Here is a 23476-nt window from a genome sequence, read left to right on the forward strand (position 1 = left end):
GGCTCAGACGTCCCGGCGGACGAGGGCGAGCGCCGCCGCCGCGCCGGGCACGACGACCCACGCGGCCGTCACCAGGCCCTCGCCGACGAGGGTCGCCGGGCCTGCCGGATCGCGGAGCGTCGTGAGCACGCCAGCAGCGTAGGTGAGCGTGAACGGGACCAGATCGACGCCGAGGACGACGCCGAGGAGCCCCGCCACCGCTCCCCCAGCGAGCAGGATGGCGAGCACGATCGTGATACCGGCCGCGGTGCTCCGGGTCAGGGTGCCGATCGCGAGCGTCACCGCACCGACGATCAGCAGGAGGGCGGCGGCGGACGCGGCCGGGCCGGCGACGGCCGTCCATGCAGCGTCGAGATCCGCCCGGGCCATGAAGGGCGCGGACAGGAGCGCGCCGGCCAGGAGGCCCACCGCCGCGAGGACCACGGTGGCCGCGAGGACCACGACCGTCTTCGCCGCCAGCACGACCAGGCGTCGCGGCACCGCGAGATAGGTGCTCACGGCGGCACGCGCGGTGTACTCGCTGCCGGCGGCGATCGCGGTCAGCACGACGACGGCGAGCTCGCCGCCGTGCGCCCCGATGTCCACGACGTCCGCCCAGGCCGCCGCGGGCGCCACCCCGACCGGCCCGTGCTGCGCCGTCAGCGCGTAGGCCCACGCCCGCAGCAGCATGCCGCCGGCGAGCAGCAGCGGCACCGCCGCCATCGACACGCGCAGCGAGCGCAGCGAGGCCAGCTTGCCGAGCTCGGAGCGGAGGACGGAGCGGAAGCGCACGCGCGAGGTGTCGGCGCGGGCGCTGCCGATGGGCTGGACGGGACGGACGGCGGTCATGCGCGGTGCTCCTTCGTGGTGGTGCCGGCGCCGTCGTCGGCGCCGGGCAGGGGCTGGGACCGGTGGCGCGCGGCACCGGCGGTCAGCGCGAAGTACGCCTCCTCGAGCGACCGCTCGACGGGCGCCAGCGCGGTGAGGACGACGTCGCGCTCGCCGGCGATCCGGGCGACGCGATCGGCCGTCAGCCCCGTCACCTCCGCGACGTGCGGCTCCGGCTCGGACACCGAGGCGCCCGCCGCGACGAGCGGGCCGACCAGGCGCGCCACGTCCTCGGCGCGCACGCGGACCCGCGGCGGCGCCTCCTGCTCCAGCAGCTGCTGCAGCGGCGAGTCCGCGAGCACACGGCCGGCGCCGAGCACGAGCACGTGGTCGACCGTCTGCTCGACCTCGCTCATCAGGTGGCTCGAGATCAGGACGGCGCGCCCCTCGGCCGCCATCCTGCGGGCGAGCGCCCGGATCCAGAGGACCCCCTCCGGGTCGAGGCCGTTGACCGGCTCGTCGAGCAGGACCGCGGCGGGGTCGCCGAGCAGGGCGGTGGCGATGCCGAGGCGCTGCGTCATCCCGAGCGAGAAGGTGCCGACCCGCCGGCGGGCGACGGCGGCGAGGCCGGTGAGCTCCAGCACCTCCCCCACCCGGCGCCGCGGCAGGCCGTGGGTTTCCGAGATCGACCGCAGGTGCGCGGCGGCCGTGCGCCCCGGGTGGATGGACCGGGAGTCGAGCATGGCGCCCACGCTCCGGATCGGCGCGGGGAGGTCGGCGTAGGCCCGGCCCTCGACGGTCGCGCGACCGGACGTGGGCCGGTCGAGCCCGAGGACCATGCGCAGCGTCGTGGACTTGCCGGCGCCGTTCGGGCCGAGGAAGCCGGTCACGCGGCCGGGCTCCACCCGGAAGGAGACATCGTCGACGGCGGTCGTAGCGCCGTAGCGCTTGGTGAGGCGGGTGACTTCGATCACGCTCTCGACGCTACGAAGGGGCGGTCGCGGGCGGATCGACCGCAGGGCGCATCCCGCGTGGTACCGCGGTACCGATCCGCGACCACGCGGGACGGGTCGACCGTCAGCCGTGCGGCCGGAAGCGGTCCGCGACGTCGGCCACCTCGGCGCGGGCCGCCAGATCGAGGCCGCGGATCGGCCTCGGCAGGCAGTCGGGGCCGACCAGGCCGAGGTGCTCGGCGAGCGCGGCGACCACGCGGAGGCTGCCGCCGTGCCGCGCGAAGAGGGCGAGGAGCGGCTGCAGCCGCTCCTCCTCGGCCCGCACCGCCTCGTGGTCGCCGGCCCGAGCGGCCCGGGTGAGCGCCAGCGCGGGGCCGGGCAGGACACCGGCGACGACGCTGAACCAGGCGTCGCAGCCGGCGAGCAGCCCGGTCGCCGCGGACGCGTCGCCGGACACCCCGACGGTCACGTGCGCGGGCAGCAGCGCCCGCAGCCGGGCGACCCGCGCGGTCGCCGCCTCCTCGTCGGCGGGCACGCCGGGGATCTTGACCGCGGTCACGTGCGGCAGCCGCGCGATCGCGGCGGTCAGCTCGTCGGTGAAGGCGAACCGCGTGGTCGCCGGGTTGTCGTAGACCGTCACCGGGATCGACGACGCCGCCGACACGTCCGCGTAGAGCCCGAGGACCTCGTCGAGCGTGAGCGGCTGGTACGACACCGGCGCGAGCAGCACCGCCGCCGCCCCCGCCTCCTGCGCCGCGTCGACGTGCGCGAGCACGTCCCGCGTCGCGACGGCGCCGACCCCGACCATCACCGGCACACCGGCTGCTGCCTCGACGGCGAGCCGGGTCAGCCGCGCCCGCTCGTCCGCGCGCAGGTAGGCGTAGGAGCCGGTGGAGCCGAGCGCGCCGATCGAGTCGACGCCGGCGGCCGCGAGGCGCTCCACGAGCCGCACGAAGCCCGCCTCGTCGGGCGAGCCGTCCGGCGTGAAGGGGGTGAGCGGGAAGGCGGACAGGCCGGTGAGCACGATGGATCCTCCCAGCGTCGCCGTCAGCCCTTCGAGTCCCCCTGCCACCCGATCAGCCAGGTGACGCCCCAGCGATCGCGGACCTGGCCGTCGAAGTCGCCCCACGGCCGGCGCTGCAGCGGATCGATCACCTCGCCGCCGTCGCCGAGCCGCTCGAACCAGTCGCGGAGCACCGCGGGGTCGGCGGCCCCGAGCAGCGCGAGGAGCAGGCCTTCGACCCGGAGCGAGGACTCGCCGGGAGCCGCGTCGGCGGCGGACACGGCGACGGCTCCCTTCAGCTCGCCGTGCGCGATCAGCTCGGAAGGTCCGTCGGTCCGGCCGAGCTGTCCGAAGGTGAAGAGCGCGAGCTCTCCGCCGAAGACCGACTCGTAGTGCTCCAGCGCCCGACGCGCCGTCCCGGGAGGAAGCAGGTAGGGCGTGGGCGCGGCCATGGGCCGACGCTAGACCGCGGCCTGGTCGGACGCCACGGCGGCCTGCGGCCGGAGCCGTCCGGGTGAACCCGGGCACGTCCGGGCCAGCGACGGAACAGAAGAAGCCCCCGGCGTGAGCCGGGGGCTTCTGTCCGTGACCCCAGCGGGATTTGAACCCGCGTTACCGCCGTGAGAGGGCGACGTCCTAGGCCGCTAAACGATGGGGCCGTTCGGTGCTGCGCCGCAGCGCAACGGTCGTCGAGTATGCCACACCGACGGCGTCCCCTTCCAATCGTCAGCCGGCGCTCGGCGCCGCGGTGGTTGGCTCCCGCCATGCGCATCACGAAGCACGAGCACGCCGCACTCGTCCTCGAGGAGGGCGGCCGCCGCCTCGTCGTCGACCCCGGCGGGCTGACGAACCCGCTGCTCGGGCTGCAGCAGGTCGACGCCGTCGTCATCACCCACGAGCACGCGGACCACTGGACCGCGGACCAGCTGAAGCGGATCCTCGACGGCAGCCGCGACGCCGTCGTCCTCGGCCCGCCCGCCGTCGCCCGCGCCGTGGAGGGGTTCGAGGTGCGGGCCGTGTCCCCCTCGGAGCAGGTCGAGATCGGCCCGTGGCGGCTGCGCTTCTTCGGCGGCAACCACGCGATCATCCATCCGACGATCCCGGCCGTCGAGAACCTCGGCGTGCTGGTGAACGACCGCGTCTACTACCCCGGCGACTCCTTCCACATCCCGATCGGGATCGAGGTCGACACGCTCGCCGCCCCCGCCGGTGCGCCGTGGCTGAAGATCTCGGAGGCGATGGACTTCGTCGGGCAGATCTCGCCGAAGCGCGCGTTCGGCACCCACGACGGCGTGCTGTCGCAGGCGGGTCGCGGCATCGCGTTCGACCGGCTGAAGGCGGTCACCGAGGCGCGCGGCGGCGAGTGGTTCGCCCTCGAGGCCGGCGACTCCGTCGACATCTGACCCGGGCCTCCGCGGGAAGGCGCACGCTTGCCGCTCGTTGCGGCTCGACCCGGCGTGTCGCGACAACGAGCGGCAAGCCCGCGTCCCGGGAGGCGCACGCTTGCCCCGAATTGCGGATCGACACGGTGTGTCGCGACAACGTGAGGCAAGTCCGCGTTCCCCGGCGAACGGGTGGTGCCGCGAGCCGCGCGCTACTGGAGGAGGCGGGCGACGACCCCGCTCGCGGGCGCGGCGCGGAGGTCCGCGAGCCCGCCCGACTGCACCACGGACCCCTCGTCGAGCACGACCACCTCGTCCGCCAGCGCCTCCGCGTCGCGGGCGTCGTGGGTGACGAGCAGGGCGCTGCCGGCGAAGGCGGCCAGGCGCTCTGCGATCGCGTCGCGGAGCGCGGGACGCCGTTCGGCGTCGATCGCGGCGAGCGGCTCGTCGAGCAGCAGCAGCGCCGGCTCCCGTGCGAGCGCTCGCACCAGCGCGACGCGGGCGGCCTGACCGCCCGAGAGCGCCGCCGGCCTTCGCGCCGCGAGCGCGTCGAGACCGGCGTCGTCCAGCAGAGCCGCGGCACGCCTCCTTGCGGCTCCACGTCCCGTGCCGGCGGTCCGGAGCCCGAACGCGACGTTGTCGAGCACGGTGAGGTGCGGGAAGAGCGGCGCCTGCTGCTGCACGAGCCCGACCGGACGGCGCTCGGGCGGCAGCAGCACGCCGGCGTCGGGGTCGTCGAGCACGATGTCGCCGAGCACGATCCGACCGGCCGTCAGCGGCAGCAGCCCGGCGATCGCGGCGAGCGCGGTCGACTTGCCGGCGCCGTTGCGGCCGAGCAGCGCCACGACCCGGCCGGGCGGCACCGCGAGCGCCGCGTCGAGCCGGAAACCGTCCCGCTCCACGACGAGGCGGGCCTCGAGGCCGGTCACCCGGCGAGCCCGCGCAGCCAGCGGTCCCGCAGCGCGACGAGGACGGCGAGCGCGACGACGACGAGGACGACGGCGATCGCCGTCGCGGCCGCCGGATCGGTCGCGAGCGCCAGGTAGGCGGCGACCGGCAGGGTCTGGGTCACGCCGGGGAGGCTGCCGGCGAAGGTGATCGTCGCGCCGAACTCGCCAACGGCCCGCGCGAAGGCGAGCACCGCGCCCGCCGCGACGCCCGGGGCGGCGAGCGGCAGCAGCACGCGCGAGAACCGGATCCAGGGCCCCGCGCCGAGCGTTGCCGCGGCGGCGAGCTGCCTGCGGTCGACGGCGCGGAGCGCGCCCTCCACCCCGAGCACGAGGAAGGGCAGCCCGACGAAGGTCTGCGCGACGACGACCGCCGCGGTCGTGAACGGGATCGTGATCCCGAAGCCGCGGTAGAGCGGCTCGCCGATGAGGCCCGTGCGGCCGAGCAGCAGCAGGAGCGCGACGCCGCCGATGACGGGCGGCATCACGAGCGGCGTGGTGATCAGCGCGCGGACGAGCCGGCGCAGCAGCGGCGGCCAGGCGTCGGCGCCCGCGAGCAGCACGGCGAGCGGCACCCCGACGACGACGCAGCACCCCGTCGCGGCGGCCGCGGTGCCGAGCGACAGCCCGAGCGCGGGCAGCACGACGTCGCCGGTCAGCAGCGCGGGCAGCTGCGGCCACGGCGCCCGGACGAGCAGGGCGACGAGCGGCCCGACGAGCAGCAGCAGCCCGAGTCCCGCCGGCACGAGCAGCGCGCGCGGGGCGCGCAGCGCGGGCGCCGCTCCCCTAGCGCGGCGCAAGGAACCCGGCCGCCTGCAGCGCGTCCCCGCCGTTCGACACCACGAAGTCGGTCCACGCCTCGGCGAGCGCCGCGTTCCGCGACTCGGTCAGGGGTGCGATCGGATAGCTCGTGAGGGCCTCATCCGCCTGCGGGATCGCGATGCCCTCGACCTGGCCGGCCGCGGCCTCCACGTCGGTCGCGTAGACGAGGCCGGCGTCGGCCTCCCCCGTCCGCACCTTGGTCAGCACGGCGGTGACGTCCGGCTCGTAGCTGTCGGGCTCCGCGGCCACGCCCGCGAGCCGGAACGCCTTCTGCGCCGCGGCGCCGCAGGGCACCTCCTTCGCGCAGACCACCACGGTCCGCTTCGCGTCGGCGAAGTCGGCGAGCCCGGTGATGCCGGCCGGGTTCCCCGCGGGCACCGCGATCTCGAGCCGGTTGCGCGCGATCACCACCGGGTCGGCGGCGGTGCGGCCGGCGTCGACCACGGTGCGCATCGTGGTGGTGCTCGCGGCGGCGAACACGTCGACCGGCGCTCCGCTCACGATCTGCGCGGCGAGCGCGGAGCTGCCGCCGAAGCTGAAGTCGATCGACGTCCCCGGGTACTGCCGCTCGAACTGGGTCGCGAGCTCCGGCAGCACCCGGTTCAGGCTCGCCGCCGCGTCGACCGTGATCGAGCCGGTCAGCGGCGGAGCGGTGGAGGCGCGCGGCGCCGCGGACGACGGCGTCGCGGAGGGGCCGGTGCCCTGCCGGCCGGTGCCCTGCCCCGTGCAGCCCGTGAGCACGAGGAGCAGCGCGACGGGCAGCGCGGCCAGCGCCCGGGCGGTCACCGCGGGGCCTCCGCCCGCTCGACGACGACGGTGGTCGCCTTGACCGACGCGGTGGCGACGACGCCGGGCTCGAGCGCCAGCTCGTCGGCGGCCTCGCGGCTCATCAGCGAGACGAAGCGGAAGGGCCCCGCCTGCACCTCGACCTGCGCCATCACCGCGCCGCGGACGACGCGCGTCACGACGCCGGTCACGCGGTTGCGGGCGGAGCTCGCGCCGTGCGCCGGCTGCATCCGGGCGAGCGGCGACTCGGCGGCGATGCGCTCCGCGAGCCCGGCGAGCTCGGCCCCGTCGACGGTCGCCGGCCCGCTCGCGCGGTCGACGCCGATGCGGCCGGAGTCCGCCCAGCGGCGCAGCGTGTCGTCGCTCACCCCGAGCAGCGCGGCGGCGTCGGTGAGCCTGATCCGATCGACCACGGCGCCCCTTCCGCAGATGCGCCTTATATCCTACTCAAGGGCCGCAGCCGCGTCGCCCTTGGACGCGCGTACCCGCTTCTGCGGACTAATTCGCTCCTCGGTGACGGATTCGGCGCTGCTGCCGTGCAGATCCGTCACCACACGCCGAAGACGCGCTGCGGAGCCGCGGCGCGCAGCGCCCGGCGACGCGCGGCAGGATCGTGGACGTGACCGCGCTCGACGCCCGCTGGATCCGGCAGACGACGCTGCCCGGCTTCGGCGCGGGCGGGCAGGAGCGACTCGCGGCGGCGCACGTCGTCGTCGTGGGTGCGGGCGGCCTCGGCTGCGCCGTGCTCCCGGTGCTCGCCGCCGCCGGGATCGGCCGGCTGACCGTCGTGGACGACGACGACGTGGAGCGCTCCAACCTGCACCGGCAGACGCTCTACGGCCCCGGCGACGTCGGGCGGTCGAAGGCGCAGGTCGCCGCGGAGCGCCTGTCGGCGCTCGGCGCCCGGGTCGAGGCGGTCCGGGTCCGGGTGGACTCGGCCGCGGCGACGGCGCTCGCCGCGGACGCGACGCTGCTCGTCGACGCGACGGACGACCTCGACGCCCGCTACGCGCTCGACGACGCCGCGGCGACCGCCGGCGTCCCGCTGGTCTGGGGGTCCGCCGTCGGCACCGCCGGGCAGACGGGGGTCGCGGACGCCCGCCGCGGGCCGCGCTGGCGCGACCTGTTCCCGGTGCCGCCCAGGCCGGAGGACGTCGCGACCTGCGCCGTCGCGGGCGTGCTGCCGAGCCTCTGCACCACCGTCGGCGGGCTGATGGCCTCCGAGGTGCTGAAGACCCTGACCGGGCTCGGCCTGCCGCTGATCGGCGCCGCGCTCATGGTGGACGCCGCGACCTCCGAGGTCAGACGCATCGAATACGGTGCGGCGGACCCGTACCAGGAGGAGGAGCGCGTGGCGAGCATCGAGGAGATCGACGCGACCGAGGCGGCGAAGGCGGTGCAGGAGGACCAGCGCGTCCAGCTGCTCGATGTGCGGGACCCGTGGGAGGTCGAGGTCGCGCAGCTGCCGGGCGCGACCGTCATCCCGCTCGGGGAGCTGGCCGACCGCACGGACGAGCTCGACGCGTCCCGCCCGGTGCTCGCCGTCTGCCACGGCGGCGTCCGCAGCCTCCGCGCGGCGCAGGTGCTGCAGCGCGCGGGCTTCGACGTGAAGTCCGTGCGCGGCGGCATCGACGCGTGGAGCCGCACCGTCGACCCGTCGATCCCCCGCTACTGATGACGCGGCGCCCGGTCGAGGCGCACGCGCGGCGGGTCGCGGACCTGGTCGCGCCGGCGCTCGAGCGGGTGCCGGAGACCGTGCCGCTCGCGGCCGCGCTCGGCCGGCTGCTGCTCGATCCCGCCCGCGCGGCGGGGCCGATGCCGCCGTTCCGGAACTCGCAGATGGACGGCTACGCGGCGCGCGCCGCGGACCTCGCGGGCGCGCCGGTCGTGCTGCCCGTCGACGGCGTCGTGCCGGCCGCGGCGGGCGCCCCGCCGGCCCTGGCACCGGGGCGGCTGCAGAAGGTGATGACCGGGGCGCCGCTGCCGGACGGCGCCGACTGCGTCGTCCCGGTCGAGCGCGCGGAGCCGGCGGACGGCGGCGTGCGGATCCTCGACGCCCCCGCGGCGGGCGCGTACGTGCGCGAGGCCGGCAGTGACGCCGACGCAGGCGCGGTCCTCGTGCGCTCGGGCGTGCGTCTCGCACCGCGGCACCTCGCCGCTGCGGCCGCGGGTGGCGCGGACCGCCTCGTCGTCGCCCGGCGGCCGCGCGTCGCGGTCCTGGCGACGGGGGCGGAGGTCGTGCCGCCGGGTGCGCCGCTCGCGTTCGGCCAGGTCCACGACGTCAACGGCACGGCGATCGCGGCGCTGGTCGCCGAGCACGGCGGCGACCCGGTGCTCGTGACCCTGACCCCCGACGACCCGACCGAGTTCGCGGCCGCGCTGCACGAGGCGACCGCCGCGGCGGACCTCGTGCTGACCGCCGGCGGCGTCTCGCAGGGCGACTTCGAGGTCGTGCGGCAGGTGCTCGAGCCCCTCGGCGCGGACGTCGCGGAGGTCGCCATGCAGCCGGGCGGCCCGCAGGGCACCGCGGTCGTCGACGGCGTCCCCGTGCTCTGCTTCCCGGGCAACCCGGTCTCCGCGCAGGTCTCGTTCACGGTGTTCCTCCGGCCGCTGCTGCGCGCCGCGGCCGGCCTCGACCCGATCGAATCCCGGTGCCTGCCGCTCACCGTCCCCGTACGGCGATCCCCCGCCGGTCGGCGGCAGTGGCTGCGGGGCGTGCGCACCGACGGCGGCGTCGCACCCGCCGGCGGTCCCGGCTCCCACCTGGTCGCGGCGATGGCGGCGGCGGACGTGCTGATCGACGTGCCCGAGCAGACCACCGGCCTGGACGTCGGGGAGGTCGTCGCGGTCCTCCCGCTCTGACGCACGCCGCGAGAATGGGGACGTGAGCTCCTCCCTGACCCACGTCGACGCCGACGGCCGGGCGCGCATGGTCGACGTCGGCGGCAAGGACCCGACCCGTCGCGAGGCGGTCGCCGCGGGCCGCCTCGTCACGACGGCGGAGGTCGTCCGGCTGCTGCAGGCCGACGGGCTGCCGAAGGCCGACGCGCTGGCGACCGCCCGGATCGCCGGGATCGCCGGCGCGAAGCGGACGAGCGATCTGATCCCGCTCTGCCACCCGCTGCCGCTCGACGCGGTCTCGGTCGACCTCGTCCCGGACGGCGTCGCGGTCCGGATCGAGGCGCGGGCGACGACGACCGGCCGCACCGGCGTGGAGATGGAGGCGCTGACCGCCGTCGCCGTGGCCGGGCTGACCCTGCACGACATGGTCAAGGCGGTCGACCCGGCGGCGACGCTGACCGACGTCCGGCTGCTCGAGAAGACCGGCGGCAAGCGCGGGCACTGGACGCGCGAGGACGCCGGATCGCCACCGCCGGCTGCGCGGACCGGCGGCGGGCGGGTGCTCGTCGTCTCGACGGGCGCGGCCGCCGGCACCCGGGAGGACACCACCGGCCCGCGGATCGCCGCCTGGCTGCGCGGCCTGGGGCTCGAGACGCCGGAGGCCACGGTCACGGCCGATGCGGACGTGGCGGGCGCCCTCCGCGCCGCGCTCGCGGACGGCCCCGACGTGCTGATCACGACCGGCGGCACCGGGGCGAGTCCGACCGACGGCACGCCGGAGGCGACCTCCGCGGAGCTCGACCGGGCGCTGCCCGGCGTCGCGGAGGCGCTGCGGGCGCGGGCGGGCACGCCGACCGCGGCGCTCGGCCGCGGGCTCGCCGGCGTCGCGGCCGGCACGGTCGTCGTGAACCTCCCGGGCTCCGCGGGCGGCGTCGACGACGGCCTGACCGTGCTGGCCGACCTGCTGCCGCACCTGCTGCGCCAGGTGCGCGGCACCACCGACCACGAGCACGGCGCGCACCAGTCCGCGCCGCACGACGTCCGATGAGCGGCGTCGCCCTCGCCCGCGTCACCGAGGCCGCCCTCGACGCCGCCGAGGTGGAGCGCGCGGTGCTGACCCGCGCCGACGGGGCGCTCGTGACCTTCCGCGGCGTGATCCGCGACCACGACTCCGGCCGCGGCGTCGAGCGGCTCGACTACTCCGCGCATCCGGAGGCGGAGCGCTTCCTCGCCGACGTCTGCGCCGGGCTCGCGGAGCGGACCGGCCTCGTCGTCGCCGCCGCGCACCGCATCGGGCGGCTCGAGATCGGCGACGTCGCGCTCGTCGCTGCGGTCGCGGCGCCCCACCGCGCCGAGGCGTTCGCGGCGTGCGGCGAGCTGGTCGACGCGATCAAGGCCGGCGTGCCGATCTGGAAGCGCCAGCACACCGCCGACGGCGCCACCGAGTGGGTCGGCCTCTGACCTTCATCTTGTAGGCAGATCTCGGCCGAGAGGCCGGATCTGCCTACAAGATGAAATCAGCCGCCGGCGAAGGGCGGGAGGACGTCCACGCGGGCGCGCAGCGGGCGGGCCGGGTCGCGGGTGACGGTGCCGTCGACGAGCAGGCTGCCGGTGTCGAGCACGCGCTGCATCGCGGGCCCGTACCGGTCGGCCAGCCAGGCGCGGAGGGCCCCGGCGGTCGGCTCGACGGTCACCTGCTCCTCCGAGCGGCCGGCCGCCTCCTCCGCCGCGGCGAAGTAGCGCACGAGCACCGTCACGTCAGCCACCGATCGCCCCCATCGAGCGGACCGGGCGGGTGAAGCCGGCCGCGTCCATCCCGTGCCCCGCCTGCTTCCCCCACATCGCCGTCCGCCAGGCGGCCGCGATCGCCTCGTCGTCCGCCCCGCCGCGCAGCAGGGGCGCGAGCGGGGTCTCGTCGTCGCCGAAGAGGCAGGAGCGCACGGAGCCCTCGGCCGTCAGCCGGGTGCGATCGCAGTCGCGGCAGAAGGAGCGCGTGACCGACGCGATCACGCCGACCGTCGCGGAGGTCCCCGCCACCCGCCACTCCTCGGCCGGCGACGACGGGTCGTCGGGGCGGCCGATCGGCTCGAGCGCGAAGCGTGCCGAGAGCACCTCGAGCAGCTCGGCGGCGCCGACGAGAGACTCCCGGCTCCACACCCCGTCCGCGTCGAGCGGCATCTGCTCGATGAAGCGCAGGTGCACGCCCGCCTCGATCGCCCACGCGAGCAGGTCCCCGGCGCCGTCCAGGGTCTCGCGCATGAGCACGGCGTTCACCTTCACCGGCTCGAGCCCGGCGGCGCGGGCGGCGCGGATGCCGTCGAGCACCGCGGGCAGCCGGTCGCGACGGGTGAGCCGGGCGAAGTGCTCCCGGTCGACCGTGTCGAGGGAGATGTTCACCCGGTCGAGCCCGGCCTCGAGCAGCGCGGCCAGCCGCCGGTCGAGCCCGATCCCGTTCGTCGTGAGCGCGATCGCCATCCCCGGTGCGGCGGCGCGCGTCGCGGCGAGGATCGCGGCCAGATCGGCGCGCATCAGCGGCTCCCCGCCGGTGAAGCGCACCTCCTGCACGCCGAGCCGGTGGTGCGCGATGCCGGCGAGCCGGCCGATCTCCGCCGGGGTCAGCAGCACGTCGCGCGGCACCGCGGGCAGGCCCTCCTCGGGCATGCAGTAGGTGCACCGCAGGGAGCACTTCTCCGTGATGGAGATGCGCAGGTCGCGGGCGGTGCGCCCGAAGCGGTCGAGCAGGGCGGGCGTGTCCGGACGGTCGCTCGTGTCGACGGCCGCGGGGCGCACCCGGCCCGGCACCCCGATGTTCACCGCCGTCACCCGCTCACTCTCGCACGGCCGTGGAAGCATGGGCGCCGAACAGAGGAAGGAGCCCTCGATGGCCGTCTTCTCCCCCGGCTTCCGCGGCCGCCGCCGCAGCACCAACCCCGGGCTGCCGCCCGGCCAGTACGAGGAGCACGGCTTCCCGGTGCTGACCGCCGGCCCCACCCAGCGGGTCCGCACCGACGACTGGCGCTTCACGCTGACCGTGCCGGGCGCCGAGGACCGGGTCTGGACCTGGTCGCAGCTGATGGACCTGGGCCCGGAGCGGATCGACACCGACCTGCACTGCGTCACGAGCTGGTCGAAGTTCGGCACGACCTGGCGCGGCGTCTCCGTCGACCGGCTGCTCGAGGGTGTCGAGAGCGACGCCGAGTACGTCATGGCCGGCAGCTACGGCGGGTACACGACGAACCTGCCGCGGGAGGACCTGACCGGCGGCAAGGCCTGGATCGCGTTCGAGTACGACGGGCAGCCGCTCGCGCCGGAGCACGGCGGCCCTGCCCGGCTGCTCGTGCCGCACCTCTACCTCTGGAAGAGCGCGAAGTGGGTCAACTCGCTGCGCTTCATGCAGCGCGACGAGGCCGGGTTCTGGGAGTCGCTGGGCTACCACATGCACGGCGACCCCTGGCAGGAGGAGCGCTACCGCAGTGCCTGACCCGAACCGCTGGGTGCACGCGGCGCTCGTCGGCGAGGTGCGGGAGACCGCGACCGCCCGCACCCTGCTGCTCGACGCTCCGGACCTCGGCCCGGCGCTCGCCGGCCAGCACGTCGACGTCCGGCTGACCGCCGAGGACGGCTACACCGCGCAGCGCAGCTACTCCCTCTCCTCGGCCGCCGGCGCGCGGCCGGTGCAGATCACCGTCGAGGAGTTCGCGGACGGCGAGGTGTCCCCCTACCTCGTGCGGGACCTCGCGATCGGCGACGCGGTGGAGGTGCGGGGGCCGGTCGGCGGCTGGCTCGTCTGGCGCCCCGACACCGGTACCGCACCCGTGCAGCTGATCGCGGGCGGCTCGGGAGTCGCGCCGCTGATGGCGATGCTGCGCACCCGTGAGCGGACGGGCTCGACGCGCCCCTTCCGGCTGCTCTACGGGGTGACCGACCCCGACCGCGTGTACTACCGGGACGAGCTCGCGGCGCTGGAGCGCGACGGGGTGCGGGTCGACCTGCACTGCTCGCGGCGCACCCCGGACGGCGGCGCCGGGCGCCGGCTGACCGCCGCGGACGTGCAGCGGCTCGCCATCGCCGCCGACGAGGCGCCGGAGGTGTTCGTGTGCGGCCCCACCGGGTTCGTCGAGGCCGTCGCGACCGCGCTCGTCGAGCAGGGCCACCCCGAGGACCGCGTCCGCACGGAGCGCTTCGGCCCGACCGGCTGAGCGGCGTCCTCGGCGTCCGGTGACCCGTTCGGCGCCCAGCAGCGCCGAACACGTCACGGAGCGCCGAACACGTGGTGGAGGACGCGCCGCGATACGGCGGATCCCCGGTCGCGCGGCGCGCCACGCCGTGCGGAGCGCGGTTCCCCCCGCACTCTGGGGCGGTCCGACACCGGCCGGCGCCGCTGATCCCTGCCTAGCATCGAGGCGTCGCAGCCGTTCTGGGGGGATCGCCGTGCGCTCACTGACCTCGTCGCGCCTCGGGCGCACCCTGCTCGCCAGCGGCGTCGCCGCCGCGCTCGCCGTCGGCGGGGCGCTCGTACCGGTGGACGCCGCACCAGCGGAGGCCGCGACGAGCGGCGTCCGCGTCGTCGGCGGCAAGGGCATGCTCACCGCCGCATGGCCTCGGGTGCCCGGCGCGACCCGCTACACCGTGCGCGTCGGCACCACCGCCTCGCTCACGAAGGCCCGCACCGTCCGGACCACGAAGCGCACCGTGCAGATCCGCGGCCTGAAGAACGGCCGCCGCTACTTCGTGCGCGTCGTGCCGACCACCTCGAGGCTGACGCCGACCGCGACGCGGGTGTCCCGCGTCGTCCGCGCGACGGCCACCGCCGCGATGCCGGTCCAGGTCGGCCGGGTCACCGCGACGCCGGGCCCGCTCGCGAACCAGGTGACGGTGTCCTGGTCGGGCGGCGGCAGTGCTGCCAAGGTCGCCGTCGTCGCGGGCTCGGACGTGCTCACGCTGCAGCGCCGCTTCGACTCCGGCTGGCTGCCCGCCACCACGCGCTCCGTCGTCCTGACGGTCCCCGCGAAGTACCGCGCGTACCTCGGCGCCGGCACCGGCAACCCGGTCTGGATCAAGGTGCTCCAGTCGAACAGCGGCTCGAAGGTGATGAGCCGCTCCTACGACTACCCCAGGCGCCTGCGCCCCTCGCCGGTCGGCACGTGGGCGTTCGCGAAGGCGGACGTCCCGGCCGCCGCGGTGACGAAGCTGAAGGTCGCCGAGCTGAACATCCAGAGCGTCGGCTCGACCCGGAACTACCACCCGGTGAACCAGTGGGCGCAGCGCGCGGACCGCGTCGCGGCCTACATCGACGACCGGCGCGCGGACCCCGATCTCCTCCTGACCGCAGAGCTCTCCACCGTGCTCACGAGCGCCTGCCGCAACACCCACGACGCGATGTACCGCTGTGGCTCGCACACGCAGATGGCGGACCTGGCACGGCGACTGGACCGGCTGGAGCTGGCGAGCAAGGACGCCTACGCCCGGGTGATGGACCAGATGCGCGCGTATCCGAAGTGGGCCGGCAAGGTCACGAACGGCTCCCCGATCTTCTACGACCGCAAGAAGATGGACCTCATCGACCACGGCTACTTCTCGCCCGCTCTGCCCGTGGGCACCTACTTCGGCGGCAAGGTCCAGGGCCTCGGCGTCCCGGGCTGGACGGGTACCAACGCGATCGGACCCGACCGCTGGGCGTCGTGGGCGAGGTTCCGCACGGTCTCCGGCGGCCGCGAGTTCTACGCCGTCGCGGCGCACCTCCCGGTCGGCGGCGCGTCGAGCGTCGTGACCGCGCGACAGGAGGAGGCGCGCCGGCTCGGCGCCGCGATCGACCGGATGGCGGGCTCGACCCCGGTCGTCTTCGGCTCCGACATGAACGCGGACTCGGTGCGCAACCCGCGGCCGGCCCACACCGTCTTCATGCAGGACGGCTGGTTCGACGCCGGCGCGGTCGCCCGCAAGGGGCTGCGCTCGGGCATGAAGGTGAGCACCGCGAACGGCTCCGGCCCGCAGGACGGGCTGGACAGCGGCTACGGCACGCGGCCCGTCCGCCACCCGTGGGAGACGAGCCGGATCGACTACATCCTGCTGAAGAACAGCCCCTACACGTTCCGCTACGCGAACGTGCTGCGGCTCGACTCCGCGGGCCGGTTCATCAAGTCGCAGCAGGGCACGGACCACAACATGCAGCTGGCGACGATCGGCATCGCGGGCCCCACCTCCTGACCCCGTTGGTCACTGTTCGTGCTGCTCCGAGCGCGTCGGAGCAGCACGAGCACTGACCAAGGGGTCAGCGGCGGACCCACGCGCCGTCGCCGGCGAGCAGCGCCGCGACGCCCTCCGGCAGCACGCCGGAGGCGAGGTCCGCGATCGTGGTCGTCTCGAGCACCTGCCGCATGCCCGCCCGCAGCGCCACCCACAGGTCGCGCAGCCGCGCGGCCGGGTCGGGGTACTCGGTGTCCTCCGGCGGCAGCCCGCGGACCGCGGCGAGCGGCCCGTCGACGACCCGCACGACGTCCGCGACCGTGATCGCGTCCGCCGGGCGGGCGAGCGCGTAGCCGCCCGCGGTCCCCCGCTGCGCGACGAGGAGGCCCGCCTGCCGCAGCTGCAGCAGGATCGCCTCGAGGAACTTCGGCGGGATGCCCTGCGCGGCGGCGATGTCGCCCCGGCTGAGCGAACCGCCGGTCGCGGCGAGCTGCACCACCGCCCTGATCGCGTAGTCGACCCGGGCCGTCACCTGCACCGTCAGCACGCTACCCGCGCTCAGTTCCGCAGCGCCGACAGCCCCCGTCGCTCCCGCACCCCGTTCGTCACCCGGGCGAACACCTGGTCGACGACCATGCCGATGACGAGGATCACGATCATCGTCGCGTAGAGCGACGGCGCGTTCGACAGCTCGCGGTAGAACGAGAGCATCTGCCCGAGCGAGGCCGCGTTCGCGATGATCACGAGCAGCTCGCCGGCGAGCAGCGACCGCCACGCGAACGCCCAGCCCTGCTTGAGCCCGGCGAGGTACGCCGGTAGCGCGGCGGGCAGGATCACGCGCAGCACCAGCGAGAAGCCGCGGCCGCCGAGGCTGCGCGCGGTGCGCATGAGCGGCGGCGGCACCTCGTCGACCCCGCCGATCAGGCCGTTCGCGATGGACGGCGCGGCCCCCAGCACGACGACGAAGAGGATGGCCCCCTCGGTCTGCTGGAACAGGAGGATCGCGAGCGGGAACCACGCGATCGACGGCATGGTCTGCAGCCCCGTCAGCAGGGAGCCGATCGCGCTGCGCACGAAGCGGGAGCGCGCGACCGCGAGCCCGAGCGCCGTCCCGATGACGAGCGCGATCGCGAAGCCGCTCAGCCCCCGCAGCAGGGTGCGGCCGACGGCGGCGAGGAACGCCGGGTCGCCGATCAGCACGCCGAGCTGCGCGAAGACCGTCGCCGGCGCGGGCAGGACGTAGGCGGGCCTCACCTCGAGCACGACGAGCAGCTGCCAGACGGCGAGCGCGAGCACCACGGCGAGCAGCGGCGGCAGCACGCGACGCCGCATCGCGGCGAGGAGACGGAGGGGGCGGGTGGCGCCGTCGGCGCCGAGCCGCGGCAGGGCGGTCATCGCGCACCTCCCGCCTGCACGTCGAGCTCGTCGTGCAGCAGGCCCGCGCGGCGCGCGACCTCCGGGTCCTCCATGCGCCGCGGTCGGGGCAGCGGCACCCGCTCCTCCCGCACGATCCGCCCGGGCGACGGCTTCATCACGATGACGCGGTCGCCGAGCCGCACCGCCTCGCGCACGTTGTGCGTGACGAACAGCACGGTGAGGCCCCGCTCCCCCGCGATGCGCTCGATCTCGCCGTGCAGCGCGTCGCGGGTGATCGCGTCGAGCGCGGCGAACGGCTCGTCCATCAGCAGCACCTCCGCGTCCTGCGCGAGGGAGCGGGCCAGCGCGACGCGCTGCCGCATGCCGCCGGAGAGCTCGTGCGGCCGGCGCCGCTCCGCGCCCGGCAGCCGGACGACGTCGAGCAGCTCGGCGGTCCGGCGCTTCCAGTCGGCCTTCGACACACCGCTGAAGCGGAGCGCGAGCTCGATGTTGCCCCCGACGGTCAGCCAGGGGAACAGGTTCGCGTCCTGGAACATCACCGCGGTGCGGCGGCCGCCGAGGTCGATCGTGCCGGTCGTCGGCTCGTCGAGCCCGGCGACCATCGCGAGCAGCGTGCTCTTGCCGCAGCCGGAGGCGCCGAGCAGGCAGACGAACTCGCCCTGCTCGACCGTCAGGTCGACGTGCTCGAGCGCGATCGTGCCGGTGGCGCCGCCGAAGGTGCGGCCGACGCCGGCGATGCGGACCGGCGAAACGGTGGTGAGGACGCTCACGAGGCCGACACCTCGGGCTTCCCGGCCTGCTTCAGCAGCGCGTTCAGCGGCTCCAGGTCGTAGAGGCCGGCGAGGTCGACGTCGCCGGTCAGCAGCCCGACGTCCTTCGCGTGCTCCGCGCCCTCCTTCAGGCTGCCGGCGATCGGGTCGACGGTGAACTCGACGTTCGACCAGGCCGTCTTCAGCAGGTCCTCGGGCAGCGGCGTGCCGGTGATCTTCCCGATCGCCCCGTTCACGGTCCGCTGCGCCGCGGCCGGGTCGCCGTTCACCTCTCCCTCGGCGGCGATCAGGCCCTCGAGCAGGTCGGTGACCGTGCCGGGGTACTGCTCGAGGTACTTCGTGCTCACGGCGAGGTCCGTGGTGACGAAGCGGCCGCCGGGCCACAGGGTCTTCTCGTCGACCAGCACCTTCCCGCCCGCTGCCACCAGCTGGGAGGCGTAGGGCTCGGGCACCCACGCCCCGTCGATCTGCCCCTGCTTGAAGGCGTTGACGGTGTCGCCGTTCGACTGCGGCGCGATGGAGACGTCGCCGGCGCCGGTCGGCGTCGTGGCGAGCCCCTGCTGCTTCAGCCAGTACCGGAGCGCGATGTCCTGGGTGTTCGCGAGCTGCGGCGTCGAGAGCCTCCTTCCCTTCAGCTGGGCGGGCGTCGTGATGCCCGGCTTCACGACGAGCGCGGCGCCGTTCGCGGCGGTGCCCGCGATCACCGTGATCGCCTTGCTCTGCACGTAGGCGTTCGTCGTGGGGCCCGGGCCGATGAAGGTCGCGTCGACGGCGCCGGACAGCAGCGCCTCCGTCGCCGCGGGACCGGCGTTGAAGACGGACGTCTGCAACGCGGTGCTCCCCAGCGCCTTCTGGAACGCCCCGTCCTCGACGCCGACGATGGCGGGCGCGTGGGTGAGGTTCGCGAAGTATCCGAGCCGCAGCTGCGGCGCGGTCGCGTCGGGCGCGGCGGCCGGAGCCGCGTCGGCCCCGCCGCTGCAGGCGCTGAGGCCGGTCGCGACGGCGGCGGCGAGGAGGACTGCGGCGAGCCGGGTTCTAATCACCCACTGAGACTATGGGGATTAGGGGTGATTGCGGTGGAGACACCCCGCAGGAGCGTCACGGGCCGTCCTCGGGCGCGGCGGGGAGGATCGCCCGATGTGGTTCGACGACTGGGCCGACGTGCTCCGGGTCCTCGCGGTCGGCTCGACCTCGTACGTGGCCCTGGTGCTGCTGCTGCGGGCGAGCGGCAAGCGCACGCTGTCCCAGCTGAACGCCTTCGACTTCATCGTCACGGTCGCCCTGGGCTCGACGCTCGCGACGATCCTGCTCAGCAGCGACGTGTCCTGGGTCGAGGGCGTGACGGCGCTCGTCCTGCTGGTCGGCCTGCAGTTCGGCTTCGCCACGGTGTCGGCGCGCTGGCCGCGGACCCGCGCCGCGATGACCTCCACCCCGGCGGTGCTGCTGCGCGACGGCGAGATCCTCCTCGACACGCTGGAGCGCAGCCGCCTCACGGAGTCGGAGGTCCGTCAGGCGGTGCGCAGCGCCGGAGCGGGTGACCTCGCCCTCGTCGCCGCGGTGGTGCTCGAGACCGACGGGAAGCTCAGCGTGATCACGACCGAGCAGGTCGGCGACGGCTCGGCCCTCGCCGACGTGGCCGACGCCGGGTCGCGGCGCGACGCGTAGCCGCCTGCCGGCCGGCGGGGCCCGCAGGCGGTCCGCTCAGCGCGCCGGCGGGCGCCGCACCCCGTACACGACCGCGATCGCGCCGACCACGATCATGACGATGCCGACCGCCAGCCAGGTCCGGTCCCCCGTCATGAAGCTGCCGGGGATCAGGTTCGCGCCCTGCCCGGCGAAGACGACGCCGACGACCACCACGAGGACGCCGACGACGAGCAGCGGGATGCGGGTCACGGGTCAGTCCTCCTGCGGCGCCGCCGCCATGCCGTCGCGGATCACGTCCATCACGGTCGTGTCGGCGAGCGTCGTCACGTCGCCGACCGTCCGGTGCTCGGCGACATCGCGCAGCAGGCGGCGCATGATCTTGCCGCTGCGGGTCTTCGGCAGCTCCGCGACGACGAGGATCTGCCGAGGCCGGGCGATCTTGCCGATCTGCTTCGCGACGAACTCCCGCAGCTGCGCCGCCACCTCCGGACCGTCCGCGGCGTCGCCGCGCAGGATCACGAACGCGACCACGGCCTGGCCGGTCGTCTCGTCCGCGGCGCCGACCACCGCGGCCTCGGCGACGAGCGGGCTCGCGACCAGCGCCGACTCGATCTCGTAGGTCGACAGCCGGTGCCCGGCGACGTTCATCACGTCGTCGACGCGGCCGAGCAGCCAGAGGTCGCCGTCGGCGTCCTTCTTCGCGCCGTCGCCCGCGAAGTACTTGCCGGGGAAGCGGGACCAGTAGGTGTCGCGGAACCGCTCGTCGTCGCCCCAGATCGTCCGCAGCATGCTCGGCCACGGCTCGGTGACCACGAGGTACCCGCCCGCACCGTCGGGCACGGGCTCCCCCGCGTCGTCGAGCACGTCGACCGCGACGCCCGGCAGCGCCTTCATCGCCGCTCCCGGCTTGCCGGCCGTGACGCCCGGCAGCGGGCTGATCATGATCGAGCCGGTCTCGGTCTGCCACCAGGTGTCGACCACCGGCGTGCGGCCCCCGCCGATGTGCTCGCGGTACCAGACGTAGGCCTCGGGGTTGATCGGCTCCCCCACGCTGCCGATGACGCGCAGGCTGGACAGGTCGTACCCGGCCGGGATGTCCGCCCCCCACTTCATGAACGTGCGGATCGCGGTCGGCGCGCAGTACAGGACCGTCACGCCGTAGCGCTGCACGATCTCCCACCAGCGCCCCCGGTGCGGCGCGTCGGGCGCGCCCTCGTAGAGCACCGAGGTCGTGCCGTTCGACAGCGGCCCGTAGACGATGTAGCTGTGGCCGGTGACCCAGCCGATGTCGGCCGCGGTCCAGTAGACGTCGGTCTCGGGCTTCAGGTCGAAGACCTCCCACTGGGTCCACGACGCCCCGAGCAGGTAGCCCGCCGAGGTGTGCAGGATGCCCTTCGGCTTGCCGGTGGTCCCGGAGGTGTACATCACGTACAGCGGGTGCTCCGCGTCGAACGCCTGCGCCTCGTGCGTCCGCTCGGCCCGCTCGACCGTCTCGTGCCACCAGAGGTCGCGGCCCTCGACCATCGTCACGTCCGAACCGGTCCGCTTCACGACGACCGCGGTCCGCACGTCCGGGCACTGCTCGAGCGCCTCGTCGACGATCTGCTTCAACGGGATGACCGCGCCCTTGCGGTGGGCGCCGTCGGCCGTCAGCACGACCCGGGCGTCGCAGTCGAGGATGCGCGCCGCGAGCGCGTCGGCGGAGAAGCCCGCGAAGACGACGGTGTGCGGGGCGCCGATGCGGGCGCAGGCGAGCATCGCGACGACCGTCTCCGGGATCATCGGCATGTAGATCGCGACCCGGTCGCCCGAGCGCACGCCCAGCGACTCGAGCGCGTTCGCGGCCTGGCAGACCTGCTCGGTCAGCTCGCGGTAGGTGATCGAGCGGCGGTCGTCCGCCGGCTCGCCCTCGAAGTGGAAGGCGACCCGGTCGCCGAGGCCCGCCTCGACGTGCCGGTCGAGGCAGTTCACCGCGACGTTCAGCCGACCGCCCGTGAACCACTTGTAGAAGGGCGCGTCCGAGTCGTCGAGCACCTGCTCGAACGGCGTCTCCCACGTGAGCCGGGCGGCGCGCTCACCCCAGAACGCGACCCGGTCGGCCGCCGCCTCGTCGTAGACGGCCTCCCCGACGTTCGCCTGCGCGGCGAACTCGTCGCTCGGCGGGAAGCGCCGGTCCTCCGCGGCGAGGCTCGCGATGGTCGACGGCTGGTCGGTGGTGGTCATCGGGGCTCCTCCCGGGCGCGTCCTCGCGCCCGGGTCGATGCTACGACCGGGCGCGCCCCCGGCCCCAGGCGTCACCCCGGTCCGCGCGGTCGCGGTGCGCGCACTCGATCTCACGGTCCCGCCCTCTGGTGGCGCCGCGACGTCGTGCGGCACCATCGCCGCATGATGGCGGTGACGGCACGGCGCACCCCGGTGCTCGGCTCGTGGATGGCGCACCGCGAGGTCGGCCACGGCCGTCCCGTCCTCCTGCTGCACGGCAACCCGACCTCCTCGTACCTCTGGCGGCACGTGCTCGCCGCCGCGGCGAGCCGGGACACGGAACACCGCTGGATCGCCGTCGACCTGATCGGGATGGGCGACTCCGGCAAGCCGGCGATCGCCTACCGCCTCCTCGACCACCTCGCCCACGTCGACGCCCTGATCGAGGCGCTGGAGCTGGACGACCTGGTCCTGGTCGGGCACGACTGGGGCGTCGCCATCGCGATGGACCTGCTGCGCCGTCGAACCGCCGCGGTCCGCGGCATCGCGGTGATGGAGGGCCACCTCCGCCCGCTGCCGGGGTGGGACGCGTTCGACGACGGCGGGCGCGAGCTGTTCGCGCGGCTCAGGACCCCTGGCGAGGGCGAGCGGATGGTGCTCGAGGAGGACTTCTTCCTGCGCACGCTCCTCCCCGCAGCCGTGCAGCGCCCCCTCGCCGCCGAGGACCTCGACGCCTACCGGTCCCCCTACCCGAGGCCGGAGGACCGGACGCCGCTGCTGCAGTGGGCGCGCGAGATCCCCGTCGCCGACGATCCCGCCGACGTCGCCGCGCTGATGGCCGCCGCGTCCGCCCACTGGACCTCGGCGAGGACGCCCCGGCTGCTGCTGCACGGCGAACCATGCGTGCTCACGACCGACAGGACCGTCGAGTGGGCGCGCAGCACCGGATCCGGGCTGACGATCCGCAGCGTCGGCGGCCCGGCCGGGCACTTCCTGCCCGAGGACCGACCCGCGGAGGTGTCGGCCGCGCTGCTCGAGTGGGTCGCGACGCTCGGGTGACCGCTAGCTCGTCACCGTCGTGACGATCACCGGGGTCATCACGGCGACGAGCATCGCCTGCATCGCGGCGGACACGGCCTCCACGGCCCAGTCGCCCTTCGCGATCGCCGTGGCACGGCGCTTCGCATCGCCCGCCGCGCGGCCGCGCAGCCCGAGCGTCTGCGGCACCCGGTCGAGCGCGCCGAGGATGCCGGCGAGCACCGCCGTGCGCTCGTCCGGCTCAGCGCCGTCGACGAGCACCCGCATCAGGCGGCCGCGGACGCCCTGCTCCCGCGCGGCGTCGACCTCCGGCCAGGTGGTCCGCGGGAACAGACCGAGCACGCGGTCCTCCTCGCGCCGCAGGACCCCCGCGGCGGCGAGGCGCGCCGCGAGGTCCTCCTGCAGCCCGCGCTTCGCGCGCGAGATGACGGAGGAGACCGAGCGCGGCCGCTCCGCCACCACCGCGAGCACCCGGCCGAGCACGGGGTCGGGCTCGGGCCGGCCCGTCGCGCGCAGCGTCGCGCTCGACAGGAACGAGCCGGGTTCGAGCTCGACGGCGCCGCGCAGGGCCAGCTCGGCGAGCGCGGCCGCCGCGAGCGGCGTGCCGACGTCGACCCACAGGGATGCCGCGGTGCCGCGCTCGTCGTCGAGCAGCAGGAGCAGCAGGTCCTCGGCGATGAGATCCGTCATGCCATCAGCCTGCCTCCGTCACCTC

27 protein-coding genes and 1 tRNA gene are annotated in these 23476 nt (G+C 75.4%); 10 read left to right on the plus strand and 18 right to left on the minus strand.

What is annotated here, in order from left to right; genetic code table 11:
• Nucleotides 1–3 precede the first annotated feature (3 nt).
• From ACFSBI_RS00280 to ACFSBI_RS00300, 5 genes are all read right to left on the minus strand, one after another.
• Nucleotides 4–828, minus strand: coding sequence for a hypothetical protein (locus ACFSBI_RS00280; protein ID WP_377931180.1), 825 nt, complete (start codon nt 826–828; stop codon nt 4–6).
• On the minus strand, nt 825–1781 hold the full coding sequence (locus tag ACFSBI_RS00285) for an ABC transporter ATP-binding protein (protein WP_377931181.1): 957 nt from the start codon (nt 1779–1781) through the stop codon (nt 825–827). Before ACFSBI_RS00285 ends, ACFSBI_RS00280 begins: the two co-directional genes overlap by 4 nt.
• A 103-nt stretch (nt 1782–1884) precedes the next feature.
• Nucleotides 1885–2784 carry a dihydrodipicolinate synthase family protein gene (locus ACFSBI_RS00290; protein ID WP_377931182.1) on the minus strand — a complete coding sequence of 300 codons (900 nt, stop codon included), beginning with the start codon at nt 2782–2784 and terminating at the stop codon, nt 1885–1887.
• Nucleotides 2785–2807: 23 nt separating this feature from the next.
• Complete coding sequence (locus ACFSBI_RS00295; protein WP_377931183.1) at nt 2808–3215, minus strand: VOC family protein; 408 nt, start codon at nt 3213–3215, stop codon at nt 2808–2810.
• Nucleotides 3216–3349: 134 nt separating this feature from the next.
• A tRNA-Glu gene (locus ACFSBI_RS00300) sits at nt 3350–3422 on the minus strand.
• A 105-nt stretch (nt 3423–3527) separates the two neighbouring features.
• On the opposite strand from ACFSBI_RS00300, the gene ACFSBI_RS00305 reads away from it, so the two are divergent.
• Nucleotides 3528–4166, plus strand: a complete 639-nt coding sequence (locus ACFSBI_RS00305; protein ID WP_377931184.1) for an MBL fold metallo-hydrolase — start codon at nt 3528–3530, stop codon at nt 4164–4166.
• Nucleotides 4167–4357: 191 nt separating this feature from the next.
• Here the strand turns inward: ACFSBI_RS00305 and ACFSBI_RS00310 are convergent, their stop codons facing one another.
• The 4 genes from ACFSBI_RS00310 to ACFSBI_RS00325 are packed head-to-tail and all read right to left on the minus strand — an operon-like array spanning nt 4358 to nt 7113.
• Nucleotides 4358–5074 (minus strand): ABC transporter ATP-binding protein, encoded by a 717-nt coding sequence (locus tag ACFSBI_RS00310; protein ID WP_377931185.1) that lies wholly within the window; start codon nt 5072–5074, stop codon nt 4358–4360.
• A complete protein-coding gene (gene modB / locus ACFSBI_RS00315) occupies nt 5071–5892 on the minus strand; it encodes a molybdate ABC transporter permease subunit (protein WP_377931186.1) in 822 nt (273 codons plus the stop codon). Before modB ends, ACFSBI_RS00310 begins: the two co-directional genes overlap by 4 nt.
• Entirely contained in the window at nt 5879–6700 is an 822-nt protein-coding gene (gene modA, locus ACFSBI_RS00320) for a molybdate ABC transporter substrate-binding protein (RefSeq protein ID WP_377931187.1), read from the minus strand. Before modA ends, modB begins: the two co-directional genes overlap by 14 nt.
• The gene (locus ACFSBI_RS00325) at nt 6697–7113 is read right to left on the minus strand and encodes a TOBE domain-containing protein (RefSeq protein WP_377931188.1); all 417 of its coding nucleotides are present in this window, start codon (nt 7111–7113) and stop codon (nt 6697–6699) included. Before ACFSBI_RS00325 ends, modA begins: the two co-directional genes overlap by 4 nt.
• Nucleotides 7114–7319: 206 nt before the next feature.
• Here ACFSBI_RS00325 and ACFSBI_RS00330 point away from each other — a divergent pair, with 206 nt between their 5' ends.
• The 4 genes from ACFSBI_RS00330 to ACFSBI_RS00345 are packed head-to-tail and all read left to right on the plus strand — an operon-like array spanning nt 7320 to nt 11002.
• Nucleotides 7320–8375: a ThiF family adenylyltransferase gene (locus tag ACFSBI_RS00330; RefSeq protein WP_377931189.1), complete on the plus strand. Its 1056-nt coding sequence runs from the start codon at nt 7320–7322 to the stop codon at nt 8373–8375.
• On the plus strand, nt 8375–9562 hold the full coding sequence (locus ACFSBI_RS00335; RefSeq protein ID WP_377931190.1) for a molybdopterin molybdotransferase MoeA: 1188 nt from the start codon (nt 8375–8377) through the stop codon (nt 9560–9562). Before ACFSBI_RS00330 ends, ACFSBI_RS00335 begins: the two co-directional genes overlap by 1 nt.
• Nucleotides 9563–9584: 22 nt before the next feature.
• Complete coding sequence (gene moaCB, locus ACFSBI_RS00340) at nt 9585–10589, plus strand: bifunctional molybdenum cofactor biosynthesis protein MoaC/MoaB (RefSeq protein WP_377931191.1); 1005 nt, start codon at nt 9585–9587, stop codon at nt 10587–10589.
• On the plus strand, nt 10586–11002 hold the full coding sequence (locus ACFSBI_RS00345; RefSeq protein ID WP_377931192.1) for a molybdenum cofactor biosynthesis protein MoaE: 417 nt from the start codon (nt 10586–10588) through the stop codon (nt 11000–11002). Before moaCB ends, ACFSBI_RS00345 begins: the two co-directional genes overlap by 4 nt.
• Before the next feature lie 56 nt (nt 11003–11058).
• Here ACFSBI_RS00345 and ACFSBI_RS00350 read toward each other — a convergent pair whose 3' ends face one another.
• Together ACFSBI_RS00350 and moaA are read right to left on the minus strand one after the other, a co-directional pair.
• Entirely contained in the window at nt 11059–11307 is a 249-nt protein-coding gene (locus tag ACFSBI_RS00350) for a MoaD/ThiS family protein (protein ID WP_377931193.1), read from the minus strand.
• A complete protein-coding gene (moaA, locus tag ACFSBI_RS00355; protein ID WP_377931194.1) occupies nt 11300–12364 on the minus strand; it encodes a GTP 3',8-cyclase MoaA in 1065 nt (354 codons plus the stop codon). Before moaA ends, ACFSBI_RS00350 begins: the two co-directional genes overlap by 8 nt.
• Before the next feature lie 58 nt (nt 12365–12422).
• Here moaA and ACFSBI_RS00360 point away from each other — a divergent pair, with 58 nt between their 5' ends.
• The 3 genes from ACFSBI_RS00360 to ACFSBI_RS00370 all read left to right on the plus strand — a co-directional run bounded on the left by ACFSBI_RS00360 (nt 12423) and on the right by ACFSBI_RS00370 (nt 15748).
• A complete protein-coding gene (locus ACFSBI_RS00360; RefSeq protein ID WP_377931195.1) occupies nt 12423–13022 on the plus strand; it encodes a molybdopterin-dependent oxidoreductase in 600 nt (199 codons plus the stop codon).
• On the plus strand, nt 13015–13740 hold the full coding sequence (locus tag ACFSBI_RS00365; protein ID WP_377931196.1) for an FAD-binding oxidoreductase: 726 nt from the start codon (nt 13015–13017) through the stop codon (nt 13738–13740). The genes ACFSBI_RS00360 and ACFSBI_RS00365 overlap by 8 nt, the downstream gene beginning before the upstream one ends.
• Before the next feature lie 232 nt (nt 13741–13972).
• Nucleotides 13973–15748, plus strand: coding sequence for an exonuclease/endonuclease/phosphatase family protein (locus ACFSBI_RS00370; RefSeq protein ID WP_377931197.1), 1776 nt, complete (start codon nt 13973–13975; stop codon nt 15746–15748).
• Nucleotides 15749–15812: 64 nt separating this feature from the next.
• On the opposite strand, the gene ACFSBI_RS00375 is transcribed toward ACFSBI_RS00370, so the two are convergent.
• Genes ACFSBI_RS00375 through ACFSBI_RS00390 form a run of 4 tightly spaced genes read right to left on the minus strand, consistent with a single transcriptional unit; the run spans nt 15813 to nt 18917 of the window.
• Nucleotides 15813–16265: an RrF2 family transcriptional regulator gene (locus ACFSBI_RS00375; protein ID WP_377931198.1), complete on the minus strand. Its 453-nt coding sequence runs from the start codon at nt 16263–16265 to the stop codon at nt 15813–15815.
• Between the two features lie 20 nt (nt 16266–16285).
• Nucleotides 16286–17122, minus strand: a complete 837-nt coding sequence (locus ACFSBI_RS00380; protein WP_377931199.1) for an ABC transporter permease — start codon at nt 17120–17122, stop codon at nt 16286–16288.
• Nucleotides 17119–17874, minus strand: a complete 756-nt coding sequence (locus ACFSBI_RS00385; protein ID WP_377931200.1) for an ABC transporter ATP-binding protein — start codon at nt 17872–17874, stop codon at nt 17119–17121. The genes ACFSBI_RS00380 and ACFSBI_RS00385 overlap by 4 nt, the downstream gene beginning before the upstream one ends.
• Complete coding sequence (locus tag ACFSBI_RS00390) at nt 17871–18917, minus strand: ABC transporter substrate-binding protein (RefSeq protein ID WP_377931201.1); 1047 nt, start codon at nt 18915–18917, stop codon at nt 17871–17873. Before ACFSBI_RS00390 ends, ACFSBI_RS00385 begins: the two co-directional genes overlap by 4 nt.
• Before the next feature lie 94 nt (nt 18918–19011).
• Between ACFSBI_RS00390 and ACFSBI_RS00395 the strand changes: the two genes are divergently transcribed.
• Nucleotides 19012–19539 (plus strand): DUF421 domain-containing protein, encoded by a 528-nt coding sequence (locus ACFSBI_RS00395; RefSeq protein WP_377931202.1) that lies wholly within the window; start codon nt 19012–19014, stop codon nt 19537–19539.
• 36 nt (nt 19540–19575) lie between these two features.
• Here the strand turns inward: ACFSBI_RS00395 and ACFSBI_RS00400 are convergent, their stop codons facing one another.
• Nucleotides 19576–19770 carry a hypothetical protein gene (locus ACFSBI_RS00400; protein WP_377931203.1) on the minus strand — a complete coding sequence of 65 codons (195 nt, stop codon included), beginning with the start codon at nt 19768–19770 and terminating at the stop codon, nt 19576–19578.
• A gap of 3 nt (nt 19771–19773) precedes the next feature.
• Nucleotides 19774–21744 (minus strand): acetate--CoA ligase, encoded by a 1971-nt coding sequence (gene acs / locus ACFSBI_RS00405; protein ID WP_377931204.1) that lies wholly within the window; start codon nt 21742–21744, stop codon nt 19774–19776.
• Nucleotides 21745–21906: 162 nt separating this feature from the next.
• Between acs and ACFSBI_RS00410 the strand changes: the two genes are divergently transcribed.
• Entirely contained in the window at nt 21907–22782 is an 876-nt protein-coding gene (locus tag ACFSBI_RS00410) for a haloalkane dehalogenase (RefSeq protein WP_377931205.1), read from the plus strand.
• 3 nt (nt 22783–22785) lie between these two features.
• Here ACFSBI_RS00410 and ACFSBI_RS00415 read toward each other — a convergent pair whose 3' ends face one another.
• Nucleotides 22786–23451: a GOLPH3/VPS74 family protein gene (locus ACFSBI_RS00415; protein ID WP_377931206.1), complete on the minus strand. Its 666-nt coding sequence runs from the start codon at nt 23449–23451 to the stop codon at nt 22786–22788.
• Nucleotides 23452–23476 lie beyond the last annotated feature (25 nt).

The sequence above is a fragment of the Amnibacterium endophyticum genome (genome assembly GCF_042680685.1).
Classification (GTDB): Bacteria; Actinomycetota; Actinomycetes; order Actinomycetales; family Microbacteriaceae; genus Amnibacterium; species Amnibacterium endophyticum.